Source organism: Streptomyces sp. Z26 (assembly GCF_003665095.1).
Taxonomy (GTDB): Bacteria; Actinomycetota; Actinomycetes; order Streptomycetales; family Streptomycetaceae; genus Streptomyces; species Streptomyces phytohabitans.
In genome coordinates this window covers 5,397,606-5,416,474 of record NZ_RCHV01000002.1, presented here as the reverse complement: position 1 = coordinate 5,416,474, position 18,869 = coordinate 5,397,606, and the positions used below count along the sequence as shown (strand labels likewise).

Genomic DNA, 18,869 nt, shown 5'->3' with positions numbered 1-18,869 from the left:
AGCGCTGTCATCAGGCAGTCAGAGAAGGGAGGAGCCCGCCATGTCCCTGCATCGCAGAACGCTGCTGACGGGTGCCGTGAGCGCCGCCACGGCGGGGCTGCTGTCCGGATGCGGCGGCGCGGACGTCGACGACCTGCTCGCGCGGGCCGCCACCGTGCCCGACGAACCGGCCGAGCTGAAGTGGTGGGTCTCCGAGATCCCCTCGCGCCGTGGCGCCGTGGTCGCGGACGAGATCATGCGGGCCTTCGAGCGGCGCCATCCCCGGATCAGCGTCTCGAAGATCAACGCCCTGTCCTCCTCGGACGGCAACCGCAGCGCCCTCGCGACCCAGCTCGCGGGCGGCTCCCCCGAGCCCGACGTGTACCTCGGCGACACCACGTGGCCCGCGCAGTTCGGCCACTCGTCGCTCGCGCTGCCGGTGGAGACGCTGCTCGCGGACGGCTTCTGGGACGCCTATCCGGAAGCCCTGCGCAGCAGTTCCACGTACCGGGGCAAGGTCTACGCGGTGCCGTTCTTCACCGACAGCGCCTATCTCTTCTACCGCAAGGACCTCCTCGCCAAGCACGGCCTCCGTGTCCCCCGCAGCTGGGAGGAGCTGCTGCACACCTCCCGCAAGGTGCAGCGCGCCGGTGACACGGAGTCCGGGTTCCTGTGGCAGGCGGCGGTGACCGAGTCGCTCACCGCCAACCTCACCGAGTTCCTCGCCGACGCCGACGCCGACGTCCTGGACGGGCGCGGCAGGGCCGTGCTGGGCGGCGCGGCAGCGGAACGGGCGTTCGCCCTGATGGCCGAGTTCACGGACAGCGGGGTCACGCCGCGCACCGTCGCCACGTACGAGGAGTCCGACGCGCAGGACGCGTTCGTCACCGGACGCGGCCTGTTCCTGCGCAACTGGTCGTACGCCTGGGTCAACGCGAGTACGCCCGAACTCTCCCGCGTCGCCGGGAAGGTCGGCGCCGTGCCGCGTCCGGGCTTCGAGGGCGGCGGCCGGTCGGGGATCTCCTGCGCGGGCGGCTGGAGCAACTTCGTCAACCCCGGTTCCCGGCACCTGGGCGCCGCCATGGAGTTCGCCCGGTTCTGCGCCGGTGAGGAGGTGCAGCGCCTGCTCGCCCGGGAGGCGGGCGTCGTCCCCGCGATGACCGCCGTGCTCGACGGCCCGGAGGCCCGCGCCGCCGGCGACCCGACGGTGCTGCGCGCCGCCGACCTGCGCCTGGTCGCCCGGCCCGTCCAGACGCCGTACTACCCGCAGGTCAGCAAGGCGTTGTACACCCCGGCGAACGAGGTCGTGCGCGGCACCCTCTCCCCCGCGGCCGGGGTGCGCGCCGCACGCGAGGGGCTGCGTACGGCCCTGGAGGGGAAGGCGCTGTGAGCTCCGTGTCGCACGTGAAGGCCCCGGCCACCGCGCCGGAGGACGGCGGCGGCAGCGCCGCCCCCACCCCGGGGAGGCCGCCGGTCTCCCTCAACCGCCGCCGGGTGCGCGCCGGTTGGCTGTTCGCCTCGCCCGCGCTGCTGGTCGTCGCCGCGGTGACGGTCTTCCCCGTCGTCTTCTCCCTGGTGCTGTCCTTCTGGGAGGTCCGGCTGGAGTACGGCGGCCTGCGGCTCGGCTCGCCCACCCTCGGCCACTACGAGGCGCTGCTGACCCACTCCGAGTGGTACCGCGCGCTGGCCTTCACCCTCGGTTTCACGGTCGTCTCCGTCACCGTCGAGCTGGTGCTCGGGACGCTCACCGCGCTCGTGCTGGAACGCCTCGGCGCCGCCCGCGGCTGGATACTGGCGCTGCTCCTGCTGCCCTGGGCGCTGATCAACGTGATCGCCGCGCAGCTGTGGTCGTACCTGTTCAACGGGACGTACGGAGCGGTGAGTTGGCTGTGCGAGCAGCTTCTCGGCACCCAGCCGGACATCCTCGGGCAACCGGTGCCCGCGATGGCGGCGATGGTCGTGGTGGACGTGTGGAAGACGACGCCGTTCGTCGCCATCGTCGTGCTCGCCGGGCTGATGCTCCTGCCGGGAGACGTCTACGAGGCGGCCGAGATCGACGGTGCGAACGCCTGGACCACGTTCTGGCAGGTCACGCTGCCGCAGCTGCGGCCGATCGTCGCCATCGCCGTCCTCTTCCGCATCCTCCAGGCGTTCGGGATCTTCGACCTGCCGTTCGTGCTGACGCAGGGCGGGCCGGGCACGGCCACCCAGTCGGTGGCGATCCTCGGCTACCGCGTCCTCTTCCAGAACCTCGACTTCGGCGGTGGCGCCGCCGTCGCCGTGACCACCGCTGTCATGGTCCTGGCCTGCTGCCTGCTGTTCCTGCGCGTGTTCCGCGCCCACGTCGACGAGGAGGGCCGGGCATGAGCCGCAACGTCCCGCGCAAGGGTGTCCGCCGCTACGTCAACGCCGTCAACCTCGGCGGACTGCTGATCGCCGCCTGCGCCACGCTGCCGCTGTTCTGGATGGCGTCCGCCTCCCTCAAGGGGCCCGGGGAGATCAGCGCGACGCCGCCGTCGCTGCTGCCGAAGGACCCCACGTTCGCCAACTACGACACGGCGTTCCACCGCAACGGCATCGGCCACTACCTCCTCAACAGCGTGGTCGTGGCCTGCGTGTCCACGGTGCTGATCCTGTCCCTGGCGTTCTTCGCCGGGTACGCCCTCTCCCGGCTGCCGGTGCGCGGGCGCGGGGCGATCATGACAGCGCTGCTCATGCTGTCGGTCTTCCCGCCGATCGCGATGCTGGTGCCGCTGTTCCTGATGGAGCGCCAGGTCGGGCTGCTCAACAGCTACCCGGGGCTGATCATCCCGTACGTCGCGCTGAACCTGCCGTTCGCGATCTGGATCATGCGCAACTATCTCGTCGGCATCCCGGGCGAGTTGGAGGAGGCCGCCGTCGTCGACGGGGCCGGTCCGCTGCGCACCGCCCTGACGGTGATCCTGCCGCTGGCCCGGCCGGGGCTGTTCACGGCCGGGGTGTTCTCCTTCACGGCGACCTGGTCGGAGTTCCTGCTCGCGCTCACGTTCAACGGGTCCGACGACCGCCGGACCGTATCCGTCGGCATCGCGCTGTTCACCAGCCAGTACCAGGTGCCGTTCGGGGTGATCTTCGCGGGCGCGATGGTGGCGACCGTGCCGATCGGGGTGCTGGTGCTGATCTTCCGCCGGTCGGTCGTCTCCGGCATGACCACGGGTGCCGTGAAGGGCTGACCGCCCGCACCCGTACGGCCCCGCACCGCTGTCCGAACCCGACCCCCCGTGTCCGTACCCGATCCTGGGCCCGCGCCCGAGAGGTTCACCGATGCCCCACGCCGACACGCCCACCACCATCCGGCACGACGCGGACTGGTGGCGGCAGGCCGTCATCTACCAGATCTACCCGCGCAGTTTCGCGGACTCCGACGGCGACGGCGTCGGTGACCTGCCCGGGATCACCTCCCGCCTGCACCACCTCGCGGAACTCGGCGTGGACGCCGTCTGGTTGAGCCCGTTCTACCCCTCGCAGCTCGCCGACGGCGGCTACGACGTGGCCGACCACCGCGACGTCGACCCACGGCTCGGCACCCTCGACGACTTCGACGCGATGGTCGCCGAGGCCGACCGGCTCGGCCTGCGGATCATGGTCGACATCGTGCCCAACCACTCGTCCGACCGGCACGTCTGGTTCCAGGAGGCGCTCGCGGCCGCGCCCGGATCGGCCGCCCGCGCGCGCTACGTCTTCCGCGACGGCCGGGGCCCGGACGGCGAACTGCCGCCCACGGACTGGCCGTCCAGCTTCGGCGGCCCCGCCTGGACGCGGGTGCCGGACGGCCAGTGGTACCTCCACCTCTACGCGCCCCAGCAGCCGGACTTCGACTGGGACAACCCGGAGGTCCGCGAGGACTTCCACACCACCCTGCGGTTCTGGGCGGACCGCGGCGTCGCCGGATTCCGCGTCGACGTGGCCCACGGCCTCGCCAAGGACCTGCGCGAACCGCTGCGCGACCTCGGCGAGGAACGCGGCTACGAGCCCGACGCGCTGCCCCTCGACGGCAGCCACCCGCTGTGGGACCGGGACGCCGTCCACGACGTGTACCGCGGCTGGCGGCGGGTCTTCGACGCGTACGACCCGCCGCGCTTCGCCGTCGCGGAGGCGTGGGTACGCGCGTCGCGGCGCACGGCGTACGCCTCCGCGGAGGGGCTGGGGCAGGCGTTCAACTTCGACTTCCTCGGCGCCCGGCTCGACGCCGTGGAACTGCGCGCCGTCATCGGCTCCGCGCTCGACGACGCCCGCCGCGCGGGCGCCACCAGCACCTGGGTGCTGTCCAACCACGACGTGGCGCGCCACGTCTCCCGCTACGCCCTGCCCCCCGGCTCCGCCAAGCGGGACGTCGAGGAGTGGCTCCTCACCGACGGCCGGGACCCGGCCCCGGACCTTCCCTCGGGCGCGCGCAAGGCGCGAGCCGCCGCGCTGCTGATGCTGGCGCTGCCCGGCTCCGCGTACGTCTACCAGGGCGAGGAGCTGGGCCTCCCCGAGGTCGCCGACCTGGACCGGGCGGACCTCCAGGACCCGATGTGGGTACGCAGCGGCGGGCGCGTCAAGGGCCGCGACGGCTGCCGGGTGCCGCTGCCGTGGACCCGCGAGGGCACCAGTTTCGGCTTCGGGCCCGGCGGTTCGTGGCTGCCGCAGCCCGCCGACTGGGGCACGTACGCGGCGGAGGCGCAGCGCGGCGACGGGGACTCGTTCCTGGAGCTGTACCGGGCGGCCCTGCGGCTGCGCCGCGCACTGGTCACCGACGAGGCGCTGGAGTGGGCCTGTTCGGAGGAGGAGACGCGGCGAGGACTGCTGCGCTTCGCCCGTACCGGCGGCTGGCACACCGTCAGCAACCTGTCGGACAGCGCCGTCCCGCTGCCGCCGGGCGAGGTCCTGCTCGCCTCCGGCCCCCTGTCCGGTGACCGGCTCCCGCCGTGGACGACGGCCTGGCTGCGGACCGGCGCGGCGTCCGCCCGGTGAGAGGCGCCGCACGTCCGGCGGGGAGGGCCGCCCGGCCCGTGGGGGCCGCGGCCCGGCCCGTCACGCGCGGGTCACCCACCGGCCCCGCGGCGCCAGCGCCCGGGATCGATCCGGCCGCCGTACAGGGGCAGTTCGAGCGGCGCCCGGCCCTCCTCGAACGGGTCCCACACCCGGGCGAGGCCCGCCGTCCCCCGGGTCCGCACCCGGCGGGCCTCGCCGAGGTCGAGCACGTCGGTGACGACCTCCTCCGGGCCCGGCCCCGCCTCGGCCCGGAGGTCCCCCTCGGGGCCGACGACGACGCTGCGCCCGACGCCGTCGGGGAGGGCCGCGTTGAGGCTGGCCATGAACACCTGGTTCACGATCGCGTTCGCCCGCGCGAGCACGACCTCCTGGGCGCGGTCGACGGTGGGCGTGCGCACGAGGTTCAGTACGAGGTCGGCGCCCTGCCACGCCAGGTGGCGGGTGGTCTCCGGGAACCAGGCGTCGTAGCAGATCGTCAGGCCGAGGCGGCCGTGGCCGGGCAGGTCGAGGACGACGAAGGTGCCGCCGGACGCCGTCGTCTCGTACGGGCGCCACGGAAAGATCTTGCGGTACTCCGCGACGCGTGCGCCCTCGGGCGAGTAGACGGGCGCCGTGTTGTAGACGAGTCCGTCCGCGCCCCGCTCGTAGACGCTGCCGGGGACGAGCCAGATCCCCAGCTCGCGGGCAAGCGCGGCCAGCCGCGCGCCGCGCGGCCCGTCCAGCGGCTCGGCCGCCGCGTTCATCACCGCCACCGGGTCCTCGTCCGGTTCGTGGCCGCACAGGTGCAGTTCCGGGTAGGCGAGCAGCCGCAGCCCGGGGTGGTCCCCGAGGACACGGCGCACGTCCGCGGCGAACGCGTCCGGGTCGGCGGCGGCGTGGTGCCGCGCGGCCGTCTGGACCAGGCCGATCGGGAGGGGGGTGGTGGTCATCGCCGGGGGCAGCCTTCCGCGCGCGGGACGTCCGGGTACGCGGTCGAGCCAACCACCGCGTCCGCCACCGGACAAGTGACCCTTTCCCTGCGGCGGCCACAGGAGGACCCGATGGCTCCGGGCCGGTGGTGGGCCGGCCCGGGCGGACGGGGAGGCGCCGGATGACCCTCAACCAGCTGCGGGCCTTCGTCGAGGCGGAACGGCTCGGGTCGTTCACCGCGGCGGCGGAGGCCATGGGCATCGCCCAGGCGTCCGCCTCCGAACTGGTGCGCCGCCTGGAGACGGAGCTGGACGCCGCGCTGTTCGCGCGCGGCAGCCGCACCCTGACGCTGACCTCGGCCGGGCGGGAGCTGCTGCCGTACGCCCGGCAGGCCCTGGCGGCGGCCGGGCACGGGGCGCGGGCGGTGCGCTCCCTCGGGTCGCTGGGCGGCGGCACGGCCACGTTCGGCGTCCTGCGCAACGCGGACTACTACCTGCTGTCCGACCTCGTACGCCACTTCCACACCCGGTACCCCTCGGTCCGCGTCCGGCTCGTCGGGCAGAACTCGGCCGAGACCGCGTCGGCCGTGGCCGCCGGGCGGATCGAGGCGGGGCTCGTCGTCCTGCCGGTCGACGACGACGGGCTGGTGGTACGGCCGCTGCTGCGCGACGAGGTGCTGTACGTCAGCGCGAGCGAGGACCGCACCCGTACGCCGGTGACCACGGAGGCGTTCGCCCGCGCGCCGCTGGTCCTCTACGACGCGCACTACGGCTGGCGGGACCCCACCCGGCGCCAGCTGGCGGAACGGGCCCGGCTCGCCGGGGTCCGCGTCGACCCTCTGATCGAACTGGAGCACGTGGAAGCCGCGTTGGGCCTCGTGGCCGCCGGGGTGGGCGACACCGTCGCCAGCCGCGCCGTGGTGAGCGGCGCCGCGTTCCCGCCCGCGCTGCGCACGGTCCCGTTCGCCGACCCGCTGTACGACACGATCGCGCTGGTGAGTCGGCGGGGCCACCCCCTGTCGCGGGCCACGAGCGAACTCGCCCGGATCGCGGAGGACACCCTGCGCGCGCTCCGTACCGACCCCGTCGACTGAGCGGCGCACCCGGGCCCGCGCACCCGGGCCCACCTGCGGGAACAGGGAAAGCCTGTGGTTCGGACAGGAACTGCCCCTCTGGTCCCGTGGCACCGCGGCCCCTAGCGTCCCCGCCATGCAGATCACGCAGAACGAGGCAGAGTCCCTCCCCCCGCTCCGCTGGCTCAAGAAGCCCGCCGTCGACGGCCCCCCGGCCCAGCGCGACCCGCAGGTGGTCGAACGCGTCTCCCTGATGCTGTCGGAGATCGAGCGCAAGGGCCTGGACGCGGTGCGCGCGTACGCCCTGGAGCTGGACGGCTGGTCCGGCGACCTGGAGATCGGCGCGGCCGAGCTGGCCGGGTCGGGCGACGCCCTGCCCCCGGACGTCCGCACCGCCCTGGAGCTGGGCCACGAGCGCACCCTCCGGTTCGCGGCGGCGCAGCGGGAGCACCTGGTGGACTTCGAGACGGAGGTCGCCCCGGGCGTCGTCGGCGGCCAGCGCTACGTCCCCGTGCCCCGCGTCGGCGCCTACCTCCCGGCGGGCCGCTTCCCGCTGCTCGCCAGCGCCTTCATGACGGTGAACGTGGCGAAGGCCGCCGGGGTCGGCACCGTACTGGCGTGCACGCCCACCTCGGGCGAGCGCGGCGCGCACCCCGCCGTGCTGTACGGCGCCCATCTGTCCGGCGCCGACCGGGTGTTCGCGCTCGGCGGCGTGCAGGCGCTGGGCGCGATGGCGTTCGGCCTGCTGGGCGAGGCGCCGGTCGACATGCTGGTCGGCGCGGGCAACGCGTACGTCACCGAGGCGAAGCGGCAGCTGTTCGGCCGCGTCGGCATCGACCTGCTGGCCGGGCCCTCCGAGGTCGCCGTCATCGCCGACGGCGGCGCCGACCCGGTGTGGGTCGCCGCGGACCTGCTGGGCCAGGCCGAGCACGGGCCCCACTCGCCCGCCGCCCTGATCACCACGTCCGAGAGCCAGGGGCGCGCCGTCGTCGCGGAGGTGGAGCGCCAGCTGGAGTCGCTGGCCACCCGGGACATCGCGGGCCCGGCGTGGCGGGACTACGGTTCGGTCATCGTGGTGGACGACCCGGCCGCCGCCGTCGCCGTCGCCGACGTGATCGCCCCCGAGCACCTGGAGATCCAGACCGAGGACGACGACTACTACCTGACGCACCTCACCAGCTACGGCTCGCTGTTCCTCGGTTCGTGGTCGACGGTCGCCTACTCCGACAAGGGGCTCGGCGGCACCAACCACGTGCTGCCCACGGGGAAGACCGCCCGCTACAACGCGGGGCTCTCCGTCTCCCGGTTCCTGAAGCCGCTGACGTACCAGCGCGCGTCACGGGAGGGGACGGCGGCGCTGGCGCCCGCCGTCGAGAGCGTCTCCGCGTTCGAGGGGCTGGCGGGGCACGGCGCGACGGCGACGCTGCGCATCGACCGGATCGGGCGGACGTCCGGCGCGTTCGACGACGTCCCGGCGCCCCTGCGCGAGCGGTGGTGACCCGGGGGCGTGCCGCCGCGTCGCGCGCGGCGGCACGCCCCCGGTGGCACCCGGTACGGGTGCCGGGCGCGGCGGTTCAGGGGACGCGAGCGTGGGTGGCACGGGGCACGAACTCGGTGGGCAGCACCACGCGTCGCCCCTCCGCGCCGGTGTCCCCGGCGATCCGCCGGACCAGCAGCCGCGCGGCCTGGCGGGACAGCTCCCGCAGGTCGTGCCGGACGGTGGTGAGCCGGAAGACCTCCCAGGCGGCCATCGGCAGGTCGTCGAAGCCGACGACGGTCAGCTCCTCGGGGACCCGCACCCCGGCGGCGAGGGCCGCGTTGAGGACGCCGATGGCGACGACGTCGTTGCCGCAGAAGACCGCCGTGGGCGCCTCCCGGACGTCGAGCAGCGTGGACAGCGCGCGGTAGCCGGTGTCGTACTCGAACGCGCCGCGCACCACCCGTTCCGCCGGGAGCCCGACGCCCGCCTCCGCGAGGGCGAGCCGGAAGCCCAGCTCCCGCTCGCGGCCCGTCGTGGTGTTGGCCGCGCCGAACACCCCGGCGACGCGCCGGTGCCCGAGCGCGACCAGCTCGCGGGCGACGAGCCGCCCGCCGCCCTCGTTGTCGACGACGGAGGCGACGTCGCCGGCGCGGCCCGTGTCGCGGTTGAGGAAGACGTGGGGCATGCCGCGCCGCTCCAGCTGGGCCGGCAGCCGGGAGTCCGTGGTGGCCGTGGCGAGGACGACGCCGTCCATGGACTGGTCGAGCAGCGTCTCCTGCGCGACGGCCTCGTCGGAGCGCTCGGTGATGAGCATCATCCGGTAGCCCAGACTGCTCAGTTCGTCGTGGAGCGGGGCGACGACGTGCGGGTAGAACGGGTTGGTGAGGTCGGTGACGATGACGCCGACCCGCCGCGTGGCGCGCGTCGACAGGGTGCGACCGGCCTCGCTCGGCACGTAGTCGAGCGCGCGGGCGGCCTGCCGTACCTTCTCCCGGGTGGCCGCCGAGACGCGCTCGTCGCCGCGCAGCGCGCGGGAGACCGTGGGCTGCGAGACACCGGCCAGTCTGGCCACGTCGTGACTGGTGATTGCCATCCGCACTCCTCGTCGCGGCGCCCCCGACGGCGCCCGGCCACTATACGTATGCCCGCCGCGCCGCCGTCCGGGCGGGCGCGTGGCAACACTCCCCGGTGGGCCTCTTGACATCGTGGCCGGGAGGACCGTTCATGGAATACATACGTATTCACAGCGAGGGAGCAGCCATGCCCGACGTCGTCGTGACCGCCGACGAGCTGGCCCGCCGCACGGTGCGCCGCAGCGATTTCGTCTCCTGCAACCAGGCATTCATCGACTGCCGTACGCCCGGATCGGACCGCAAGGAGAACTACGCGATGATCGGGCCCGGCGTCTCGCAGGCCGCCGGTCAGCACGTCAACCTCCGGCTGCCGCACGGCTACCAGATCGGCGCCGCAGCCATGCCGCACGGCATCACCAACAACCTGCACCTGCACTACACCGCGGAGGTGTTCGTCTGCACCGAGGGCGAGTACCTGCTGCGCTGGGGCGCGGACGGCACCGAGGGCGAACTCACGCTCAGGGCCGGCGACATCGCCTCCGTCCCCACCTGGATCTTCCGCGGCTTCACCAACACCGGGCCGGACGACGGCTGGCTGTTCACGGTGCTGGGCATGGACGACACCGGCGGGATCATCTGGGGCCCGTCCGTCCTCCGGGAGGCCCGCGAGCACGGCCTCCACCTCACCGCCGACCAGCGGCTCGTGGACACCGTCGCCGGGGACCCGCTCCCGCCCGAGTCCGAACTGGTCACCCCGCTGGGCCGGGAGCACCTCGACCGGCTGCGCCGCTGGACCCCCGACGAGATGCGGCGCCGCGTCGCCGCCGCCGACGAACTCGCCTTCTCCGAGCACCCGTTCCTCGACAGCTCCCTGCCCGGCGGCGGCGCCCGGCTGAGCTGCGTCATCGGCTACGGCATGACGGAGGACCCGCACCAGGAGCCCCGCGTCACCAACCCGCACGGGCACAACCTCGCCTGGCTCCGCGCCGACCCCGGCCAGGGCGTCTCCCTCCACCGCCAGCACGAGACCCAGACCCTGATCGTGCGGGACGGCCTGTGGGAGGTCGCCCTCAACCGCGACGACCCCCTCCGCGTACGCCTCGGCCCCCGCGACCTGCTCTCCGTGCCGTCGGACGCCTGGCGCACCGTGCGCAACGTCGGTACGGAGCGCGGCGACCTCCTCGTGGTCAACTCCGGTGACGGCCGCGTCCGCCTGGAGTGGGACGAGGAGGTGCGCAAGAGCGCGGCCGACGCGGGCCTGGGCATCGACCACAACGGCTACGTCGCCCCGTACGCCCTGCTGCCCCGCTCCGCCCGCGCCTGGTGACCGGCGTGCCGTACGCGGAGGGCACCCGTCCGCTGCCGCTCGTCGTGGTGCCGGGGATGCTGTGCGACGCGCGCCTGTGGAGCGGCGTCGACTTCCCACCGGGCCACGACGTCCACCACGTCGACCTGCGGCGGCCGGACGTCGGGGCGCTGGCGGAGGACGTACTCGCCGCGACCCGGGGCCCGTTCGTGCTGGTCGGGCTCAGCCTCGGGGCCATCGTCGGCTTCGAGGTGCTGCGCCGCGCGCCGCGCCGCGTCGCGGGGCTGTGCGTGATGTCGACGAACGCGGGCGCGCCGCGCCGCGAGCAGTACGCGGCCTGGCGCGCCATGGACGGGCTGATCGCGGCGGACCGGTTCGCGGACGTCGTCGAACGGACGCTGCCCGGCATGTTCCCCGACCCCGAGCCGACTCCCGGTGACGCGGAGCGCTACCGCGCGATGGCGCACGCCGTCGGCGCCCCCGCCGCCCGCGCCCAACTCGCCGCGCAGGCGACCCGTACCGACGCGGCCGACATGCTGCGCGCGGTCCGCTGCCCCACCGTCGTCCTGGCCGGGGCGCGGGACGCGCTGTGCCCGCCCCGCTTCCACCGCGCCATCGCGGACGCGGTGCCCGGCGCCGCCCTGGAGGTGCTGCCCGACGCGGGCCACCTGCTGCCGTGGCAGCGGCCGGACGCGGTGACCGACGCGCTGCGCTCGCTCGTCGGAGCCGCCGCCCGTACGACGCCCGCGGCCGCCGACTGACCACCCCGGCCGCGCGGCCCCGGCCGCACACCGCCCGAACCCGAACCCGCCCCCGCACCCGTTCCCCGTGGAAGAGGACCTCCATGCCCCGCCACCTCAAATCCCCCGTCCCCGCCGCGCAGGTGAGCGCGGCCCGTACGGACGTCGCCGAGCGCGTCCGGGCCATCCTCGACGACGTCCGCGAGCACGGTGACGACGCCGTACGCCGGTACTCCGAGAAGTTCGACAACTGGAGCCCGGAGTCGTTCCGCCTGTCCCCCGACGAGATCGACCGGATCGTCTCCGGCGTGCCCGACACCGTCCTGGACGACATCCGCTTCGTGCAGCGGCAGGTGCGCGACTTCGCGCGGGCCCAGCGCGACTCCCTGGCCGACGTCGAGATCGAGACGCTGCCCGGCGTCCGCCTCGGCCACCGCCACCTCCCCGTCTCCGCGGCGGGCGCGTACGTGCCCGGCGGCCGCTACCCGTTGACGGCGTCCGCCCACATGACGATCGTCACCGCCAAGGTCGCGGGCGTCCCCCGCGTCGCCGCCTGCACCCCGCCCATCCGGGGCGAGATCCCCGCCACGACGGTCGCCGCGATGCACCTCGCGGGCGCCGACGAGATCCACCTGCTGGGCGGCGTCCAGGCGGTCGCGGCGCTGGCGTTGGGCACCGCGAGCGTGCCGCGGGTGCCGATGCTCGCCGGGCCGGGCAACGCGTACGTGGCCGAGGCCAAGCGGCAGTTGTTCGGTGAGGTGGGCATCGACCTGTTCGCGGGGCCGACCGAGATCCTGGTGATCGCCGACGAGCACGCCGACCCGTTCGTCGTCGCCGTCGACCTCCTCTCGCAGGCCGAGCACGGGCCGGACTCCCCCGCCGTGCTCGTCACCACGTCCGAGGAGCTGGCCCGCGAGGCGGAACGCCACGTCGAACGGCTGCTGCCCGGCATGCCCACCCGGGACTTCGCGGCACCGGCCTGGCGGGACCACGGCGAGATCGTGGTCGTCGACACCCTCGACGAGGCGTTCACGGTCGCCGACTCCTACGCCAGCGAACACGTCGAGGTGCTCACCGAGGACCCGCGCCGAGCGCTGGAACGGATGCGGGACTACGGCGCGCTCTTCCTCGGCGAGGGCACCTGCGTCTCGTACGGAGACAAGGTCATCGGCACCAACCACGTCCTGCCCACCCGGGGCGCCGCCCGCTACACCGGCGGCCTGTGGGTCGGCAAGTACCTCAAGACGGTGACGTACCAGGAGGTCACCGACACCGCCTCGTCCGCCCTGCTGGGCGAGGTGTGCGGCCGCGCCTCCCGCGTCGAGCTGTTCGAGGGCCACGCCCGTTCCGGCGACGTACGCGCCGCGAAGTACGGCGACGGCACCCTGCCGTGGAACGGGGAGGGCGCCGCGTGAGCCCCCTCGACGGCCGCACCGCGCTCGTCACCGGCGGGGGCGGCGGCCTCGGCCGGGCCATCGCCCGCGCCCTGGTGGCCGAGGGGGCGCGGGTGGTGATCACCGGCCGCGACGAGGCCGCGCTCCGGGCGACCGCGGAGCGGCTCGGGCCGCGGGTGACGCACCGCGTCTGCGACGTGTCCCGCCCCGACGCCGTCGAGGCGCTGGCCCGGAGCCTCGACGGCGAGGAGGTCTCCGTCCTCGTCAACAACGCGGGCATCGCCGGGCCGGTCGCCCCGCTCACCGAGATCAGCCCGCGCGACTGGGACGAGGTCTTCGACGTGAACGTGCGCGGCGTCTTCCTGATGTGCCGCGCCTTCCTGCCCCCGATGACCGCGCGCGGCACCGGCGACGTCGTCAACATCGCCTCCGTCTCGGGCAAGCGCCCGCTGCTCCGGCGCACCCCGTACTGCGCGTCGAAGATGGCGGTCCTCGGCCTCACCACCACCCTGGCGGGCGAGGTCGGACCGCTCGGCGTGACCGTCAACTCCCTCTCCCCCGGGCCCGTTTCGGGGCCCCGCATGGAACGCAACTTCCGGCTGGAGGCGGCGCGTACGGGCAGCACGTACGCCGAGGCCGAGCAGGCGTTCGTCGGGCGCGCCGCGCTGGGACGGATGGTCACCGAGGACGAGGTGGGGGACGCCGTCACCGCGATGCTGCGCATGCGCGGCATGTGCGGGGCCGACATCGACCTCTCGGCGGGGATGGTGGCCCGGTGACGGGCGCCGGTACGCCGCGTCGCGGCCTCAAGCGGCGGCTGGCGGACGGCGAGGTGCTGCGGGGCGCCCTGCTCCGCATGCCGTCGGAGACGCTGGTGGAGATGGCGGGCGTCGCGGGCCTCGACTACGTCGTCATCGACTGCGAGCACGGCCCGGCCGACACCGTCCCGCTCCAGCGGCACCTCACGGCCGCGGCGGCGCACGGCGTCGACGTGCTGGTCCGGGTGGGCTCGGACGAGCCCGCGCTCGTCCTGCGCTGCCTCGACCTGGGCGCGGCCGGGATCGTCCACCCGCACGTCGACAGCCGTGCGGACGCCCTGCGGGCGGTCGCCGCCAGCCACTACCCGCCGTGGGGCGGGCGGGGCTTCGCGACGTACGGCCGGGCCGGCCGCTTCGGTACGGTCTCCGCCGCCGACCACGTGGCCGCGTCCCGCGAGACGCTCGTCGTGGTGATGGTCGAGACGCGTCGTGCCGTCGAGGACGCCGACGCGATCGCCGCCACCGAGGGGGTGGACGCCGTGCTGGTGGGCCCCGCGGACCTCGCGGCGGACTGCGGCTTCCCCGAGCCGGGCGCCGTCGACCGCCTGGTCGCGCGGGCGCACTGCGCGGCACGGGCCGAGGACCGCGCGGTGATGGCGATCGTGCCGGGCGTCGAGGCGGGCCGCGCCGCCGAGGCGCGGGGCGCGCGGCTGATCCTCTTCAACACGGCCCAGGTGCTGATGGACACCTTCCGCGCCCTGGCCGCGCCGGGGACCACGGACACGCCCGACGCCCCGCCCGACGCGGCGGGCCCGGCGGGCGGCCCGCGCCTACCCTCCTGACCACCGCCGCACCACCCCGACGCGACCCACCGCACCCACCACCGGAACGGACACACCATGCCCCTGGACCCCGTCGCGTACCTCCCGTACGAGGACCCGGACGACTTCATCCGCGAGGTCACCGACCGCATCTGGATCGACCGCGACATCGACCACATCGTGGAGAACTACGAGCCCGACTCGATCGTGCACACCAGCCTCGGCACCGTCGTCGGCCGCGACGGCGTCATCGAGGGCAGCACGATGCGCATGGCCGAGACGCCGGGCCACATCGGCCAGGCCGAGGACGTGGTGTGGGAGGCGCGCGGCGACGACGCGTTCCTCAGCTCGCATCTCGTCTTCTCCGTCGACGAGCACCTCGTGGACGGCCGTGCCGTCCCGGTCCGCAAGCGTACGGTCGCCAACTGCCTGTACCGGCGCGGCCGGATGGTCGAGGAGTGGGTCGTCCGCGACGACCTGGCCGACTGCCTCCAGACCCGCCGCGACCCGGACGAGGCGGCCCGCGCGCTGACGTTCCAGGGGTACACCGGCTCCATGCTGGAGGAGCCGCCCGCGGACGTGCTGGCGCTGGGGGTCAGCGGTGCGCGGGCGGACGGGTTCCGGCCCGAGTGCGAGATGGTGCTGGAGTTCGTCGACGAGGTGTGGTCGCGGCGGCGGCTGCACCGGGTGAACGACTTCATGGTGCGCGACCTGTTCCTGCACACCGTCGGTGACCGCACCGTCATCCGCCCCCAGCACTACCAGAGCGATCTCCTCGCCATGGTCGGTCCGTTCCCCGACGCCCGGTTCGCCGTGCGGGACGTCCAGGCGCACCACTCGCCGCGCTACGCGGGGCTGCGGGTGGCCGTCCTGTGGACGATGCACGGCACGTACCGGGGCGTGCCCACGTTCGGCCCCCTCACCGGGAGCCCGGTGACGGTGCTGGGTGTCTCGCAGTTCCTCGTCCAGGAGGGCCGGATCGTGAAGGAGGTCCGCGTCTACGACGAGATCTCGCTGCGCGCGCAGATCAACGCCTCGCGCGGGGACGGCTCCGCCCCCGTCGAGGCCAACATCTACTGAGGCCCCGGCGCACGGACGGGCGGCACCACCGGAGGCGTGCCGCCCGTCCGCGCGCGCGGACGCCGTCAGTCCGCGCGGCGCAGGCGCAGCAGGACGGCCGCCGTGCCCAGCGGCGGGACGGTGACGGGGACGGCGCCGTCCGCGTCCCGTTCGAGGGGACGCGGGCGCAGTCCCAGGTACGTGGTGCGGTCCGCGCCGTCGAGGGGGAACGGGGTGCTGAGGCGGCAGGTGACGGCGGCGTCCGCCAGCGACTGGAGGCGTACGAGGAGGGTGCCGTCACCCGGTACGGTCGCCCCGACGAGCCGTACCCGGGGGTCGTCCAGCGCCAGGAACCGCGCCTCCCCGGGGGCTTCGGCCACGGCGGCGGCGCGGGCCCGTACCGGCACCAGCGGGTGGGAGGTCACCGCCGCGACGCGGGCGGCCAGCAGGTCCGCCCCGCCGCCTCCGTCCCCGTCCGCACCCGTCTCCGTCCCGAAGCCGACGCTGTAGCGGAAGACGTGGTCGAACGCCTGCTGCGAGGGGAAGTTGGTGTCCCAGATGTTGTTGTGCACCCAGGAGAAGACGGTGGCCGGTTCCTCCCTCGGCATCGACCGGGGGTAGGGCACGTACGGCACGGCGATCCCGCCGAGCTGGACGAGCGGCGCGTCGGCCGTCGCCAGTACGGCGTGCCGGGTGCCGTCGCTGAGGCTGACCCAGCGGCGGACGGCGCGCATGTGGGCCGCCGAGCCCGGTACGGTCGCGCGGTCGCCGCCCAGGACGCCGCCGGTGGCCTCCGTGTGCACGACGGGCTCGTCGAGGGCGAAGGGGAACGCGAAGAAGGCGCTCTCCTTGGTGAGGGTCGCGTCCTTCTCGACGCGGTTCTCGAAGTCGACGCGCGCCGCGTCGTGCGGGAGGTGCACGCGTACGCGCAGGCGGCGGGTGCCGGCGGGGGCGCACTCGTAGACGAGGGTCTGCCCGGTGGCGTCCGTCGTACGGTCGACGAGCGCCGCGGGCGGCGCGGTGCTGCGCGAGGCGAGCAGGTGCATCGAGTCGTCGGCGACGGTCTTGCTGGACTGGTGGTTGAAGCCGCCCGCCGTGGCGTACTCGTCGTACACGTAGCCGTTGAAGCCCACCGTGGCGTCCTGGCGGACCAGTTCGCGGCCGGTGGCCTTGTCGACGACGGAGGCGACGCACGCCGCGCGCAGGTCGACGGTGACGCGCAGGTGGTCGTTCTCCAGGACGGTCGCGGTCCCGTCCCCCGCCGGGACGGGCTCCGCCGTCGTGCCCTCGCCCGTGACGACGTCCAGCCGTACGGCGCCGCACGCCGGGACGTCCGCGACGGGCACGCGCAGGAAGCGGCCCGCCGCGCGGTGGCGCTCGTTGCTCTGCGCCTCCGCCGCGAACGGCAGCGGCGCGCCGGTACGTCCGTCGAGGACCCGTACGGCGTCCGCGAGGCCGACGGTGCTCTCCGGGAGGAAGATCCGTACGGTCTCGGTACGCGCCCAACCGCACGTGTTCACCGCGTAGAAGGACGCCGCCGCGTCCCCGGACGGGGCGAGCGCCTCACCGAGCAGGGCGGACGCCGTGTCGAGGAGCGCCTCGGCGCCGTCGTGGGCGCGCAGGGCCTGGGCGTACTTCCAGTGCCACTGCTTCTCGCCGGAACCGTGCCCGTGCTCCCCGTGGGTCCAGGGGTCACCGGCGCCCCAGGTGTGTTCGTTGAACAGCGACGCGGCCCGGTAGACCTCCGGCGCGCCCGCCGTGACGGCAGTGCCGCCGCCGACGCCCAGCAGGTGCGCGTACCCGGCCACCGTCTGCGCCTCCGCGAGGGCCGCCTGTCCGCGCCGGGTGGCGGCCAGCGGTACGGCTCCGGCGCCGACGCCGTCGACCCACCAGTCGGTCCAGTCGCCCCGGTAGGTCTCCACGCGGTCCCCGACGCGGCGCTCGGCGTCCGCGAAGAAGTCCTCGTTGCGGGAGGCGCGCAGTCGCGGGTACGCCCACTGCTCGTTCCAGCGGCGCACCGTGTCGGAGATGACGCGGCGCGGCGGCCCGTTGTCCGCGAACTTGCCGAGCACCCGCAGGTGCAGCACGTCCCACGGGTACGGGTCGGCCGCGCCGGGCAGTTCGAGCGCGGGGAAGCCGGGGACGCCGCGCCCCTGGTGCGGGTACGGGAAGCGGGCGAGGGCGCCGAGGTAGGCGGGCAGCAGGTCGTCGACCCGGGCGTACGACTCGTCGAAGCCGAGGATCGAGCCCTCCATGTAGGCCAGCCCGTGCGGGGTGTCCGTACGCCACACCAGGACGCTCGCGCCGCTCGGCGCCTCCCAGCGGAAGAGGCGCGGCAGGTCCGCGCCGCCGACGTGGTGGGGCACGGCGCGGCCCGCCCAGTTGTGCGCCACGGACAGGTGGCGTACGCCGTGGTCCGCGAGCACGTCGGGCAGGCCGACGACCTGGCCGGGCACGTCGGTCTGCATGGCGGTGGTGACGTGCACGCCGTGCCGTTCGCGCAACTCCGTGACGGGGCGCAGCAGTTCGTGCAGTTCGTCGGTGGAGCAGGTCTCGGTGTGCAGGTTGAAGGGGAGCGCCGTCAGCTCGACGCGGCCCTCGCGTACCCGGTCGAGGAACTCCTCGACCCGCCGCCGGGGCCGGTGGGCGCGCCAGTCCTCGAACGAGTGGAAGCCCTCGACGGCCCAGCGGAACCGGGCGGGTTCGGGCCAGTCGTCGGTGTCGCGGCACAGTTCGAGGAGGGAGTCGAGGTACGCGCGACTCTCGGCCAGCACCCGGCCCTGCGGGTCGGTGTAGCCGATGTCCAGGTGGGAGTGCTGCACCAGGTGCAGCGTCCAGTGGCGTTGCGGCAGCGCCTCGAAGGGGAGCCGTGCGCCCGCCGCGAGTTCGGGGAGTTCGAGCAGCAACGGCGTGGGCTCGGCCACCTCCGGGACCAGGAGACGCGTGTCGTCCCCCGGCCCCGGCAGCAGCTCGCAGTGCACGGGCGTGCCCCCGGCGGTGGTGACGCGCGCCGTGGTGACGCGCGGCCCGGGGTGCCCGCCCCCGGGACGGCGTACGCCCAGCCGTACGGACTGGAGCAGTCCGCCCGTACCGTCGCGGCGGAGCAGGGGCTCCCCCGACAGCCGCACCTCCAGGTCCCCGAGGGCGGCGGTGGTGACGGCGCGCTCCTTCAGCAGGTCGCGCGCGAGGTCGGAGTCCCACCAGGACGGCCGGGTCAGCGGTGGCTTGGGCATGGTGCGTGGGTGTCCTTCGTGTCGGGGGT

The 18,869-nt window shown here is 74.6% G+C and carries 15 protein-coding genes; 12 read left to right on the top strand and 3 right to left on the bottom strand.

Going from position 1 to position 18,869, the window contains the following annotated elements; all coding sequences use genetic code 11:
- Positions 1-40 precede the first annotated feature (40 nt).
- The 4 genes from D7M15_RS23500 (at position 41) to D7M15_RS23485 (ending at position 4,974) form a co-directional block, all read left to right on the top strand.
- Positions 41-1,369, top strand: a complete 1,329-nt coding sequence (locus D7M15_RS23500) for an extracellular solute-binding protein (protein WP_121519324.1) — start codon at positions 41-43, stop codon at positions 1,367-1,369.
- Positions 1,370-1,374: 5 nt separating this feature from the next.
- A complete protein-coding gene (locus D7M15_RS23495) occupies positions 1,375-2,346 on the top strand; it encodes a sugar ABC transporter permease (protein WP_240649440.1) in 972 nt (323 codons plus the stop codon).
- Positions 2,343-3,191, top strand: a complete 849-nt coding sequence (locus D7M15_RS23490) for a carbohydrate ABC transporter permease (protein ID WP_121519323.1) — start codon at positions 2,343-2,345, stop codon at positions 3,189-3,191. The genes D7M15_RS23495 and D7M15_RS23490 overlap by 4 nt, the downstream gene beginning before the upstream one ends.
- Positions 3,192-3,282: 91 nt before the next feature.
- The gene (locus D7M15_RS23485; RefSeq protein ID WP_121519322.1) at positions 3,283-4,974 is read left to right on the top strand and encodes a glycoside hydrolase family 13 protein; all 1,692 of its coding nucleotides are present in this window, start codon (positions 3,283-3,285) and stop codon (positions 4,972-4,974) included.
- Between the two features lie 71 nt (positions 4,975-5,045).
- Here the strand turns inward: D7M15_RS23485 and D7M15_RS23480 are convergent, their stop codons facing one another.
- Positions 5,046-5,924, bottom strand: coding sequence for a carbon-nitrogen hydrolase family protein (locus tag D7M15_RS23480; RefSeq protein WP_121519321.1), 879 nt, complete (start codon positions 5,922-5,924; stop codon positions 5,046-5,048).
- A 161-nt stretch (positions 5,925-6,085) separates the two neighbouring features.
- On the opposite strand from D7M15_RS23480, the gene D7M15_RS23475 reads away from it, so the two are divergent.
- Positions 6,086-6,997 carry a LysR family transcriptional regulator gene (locus D7M15_RS23475; protein WP_121519320.1) on the top strand — a complete coding sequence of 304 codons (912 nt, stop codon included), beginning with the start codon at positions 6,086-6,088 and terminating at the stop codon, positions 6,995-6,997.
- Between the two features lie 115 nt (positions 6,998-7,112).
- Positions 7,113-8,474, top strand: a complete 1,362-nt coding sequence (gene hisD / locus D7M15_RS23470) for a histidinol dehydrogenase (protein ID WP_121519319.1) — start codon at positions 7,113-7,115, stop codon at positions 8,472-8,474.
- Positions 8,475-8,550: 76 nt separating this feature from the next.
- Here hisD (D7M15_RS23470) and D7M15_RS23465 read toward each other — a convergent pair whose 3' ends face one another.
- Positions 8,551-9,549: a LacI family DNA-binding transcriptional regulator gene (locus D7M15_RS23465; protein ID WP_121519318.1), complete on the bottom strand. Its 999-nt coding sequence runs from the start codon at positions 9,547-9,549 to the stop codon at positions 8,551-8,553.
- Between the two features lie 167 nt (positions 9,550-9,716).
- On the opposite strand from D7M15_RS23465, the gene D7M15_RS23460 reads away from it, so the two are divergent.
- The 6 genes from D7M15_RS23460 (at position 9,717) to D7M15_RS23435 (ending at position 15,628) form a co-directional block, all read left to right on the top strand.
- Entirely contained in the window at positions 9,717-10,856 is a 1,140-nt protein-coding gene (locus D7M15_RS23460; RefSeq protein ID WP_121519317.1) for a cupin domain-containing protein, read from the top strand.
- Positions 10,857-10,861: 5 nt separating this feature from the next.
- Positions 10,862-11,596 (top strand): alpha/beta fold hydrolase, encoded by a 735-nt coding sequence (locus tag D7M15_RS23455; protein WP_127201787.1) that lies wholly within the window; start codon positions 10,862-10,864, stop codon positions 11,594-11,596.
- 83 nt (positions 11,597-11,679) lie between these two features.
- On the top strand, positions 11,680-12,990 hold the full coding sequence (gene hisD / locus D7M15_RS23450; RefSeq protein ID WP_121519315.1) for a histidinol dehydrogenase: 1,311 nt from the start codon (positions 11,680-11,682) through the stop codon (positions 12,988-12,990).
- A complete protein-coding gene (locus D7M15_RS23445; RefSeq protein ID WP_121519314.1) occupies positions 12,987-13,748 on the top strand; it encodes an SDR family NAD(P)-dependent oxidoreductase in 762 nt (253 codons plus the stop codon). The genes hisD (D7M15_RS23450) and D7M15_RS23445 overlap by 4 nt, the downstream gene beginning before the upstream one ends.
- On the top strand, positions 13,745-14,569 hold the full coding sequence (locus tag D7M15_RS23440; protein WP_240649439.1) for an aldolase/citrate lyase family protein: 825 nt from the start codon (positions 13,745-13,747) through the stop codon (positions 14,567-14,569). Before D7M15_RS23445 ends, D7M15_RS23440 begins: the two co-directional genes overlap by 4 nt.
- Positions 14,570-14,626: 57 nt before the next feature.
- Positions 14,627-15,628 carry an ester cyclase gene (locus tag D7M15_RS23435; protein WP_121519312.1) on the top strand — a complete coding sequence of 334 codons (1,002 nt, stop codon included), beginning with the start codon at positions 14,627-14,629 and terminating at the stop codon, positions 15,626-15,628.
- A 65-nt stretch (positions 15,629-15,693) separates the two neighbouring features.
- Here the strand turns inward: D7M15_RS23435 and D7M15_RS23430 are convergent, their stop codons facing one another.
- A complete protein-coding gene (locus D7M15_RS23430; protein WP_121519311.1) occupies positions 15,694-18,840 on the bottom strand; it encodes a glycoside hydrolase family 38 C-terminal domain-containing protein in 3,147 nt (1,048 codons plus the stop codon).
- Positions 18,841-18,869: the final 29 nt, after the last annotated feature.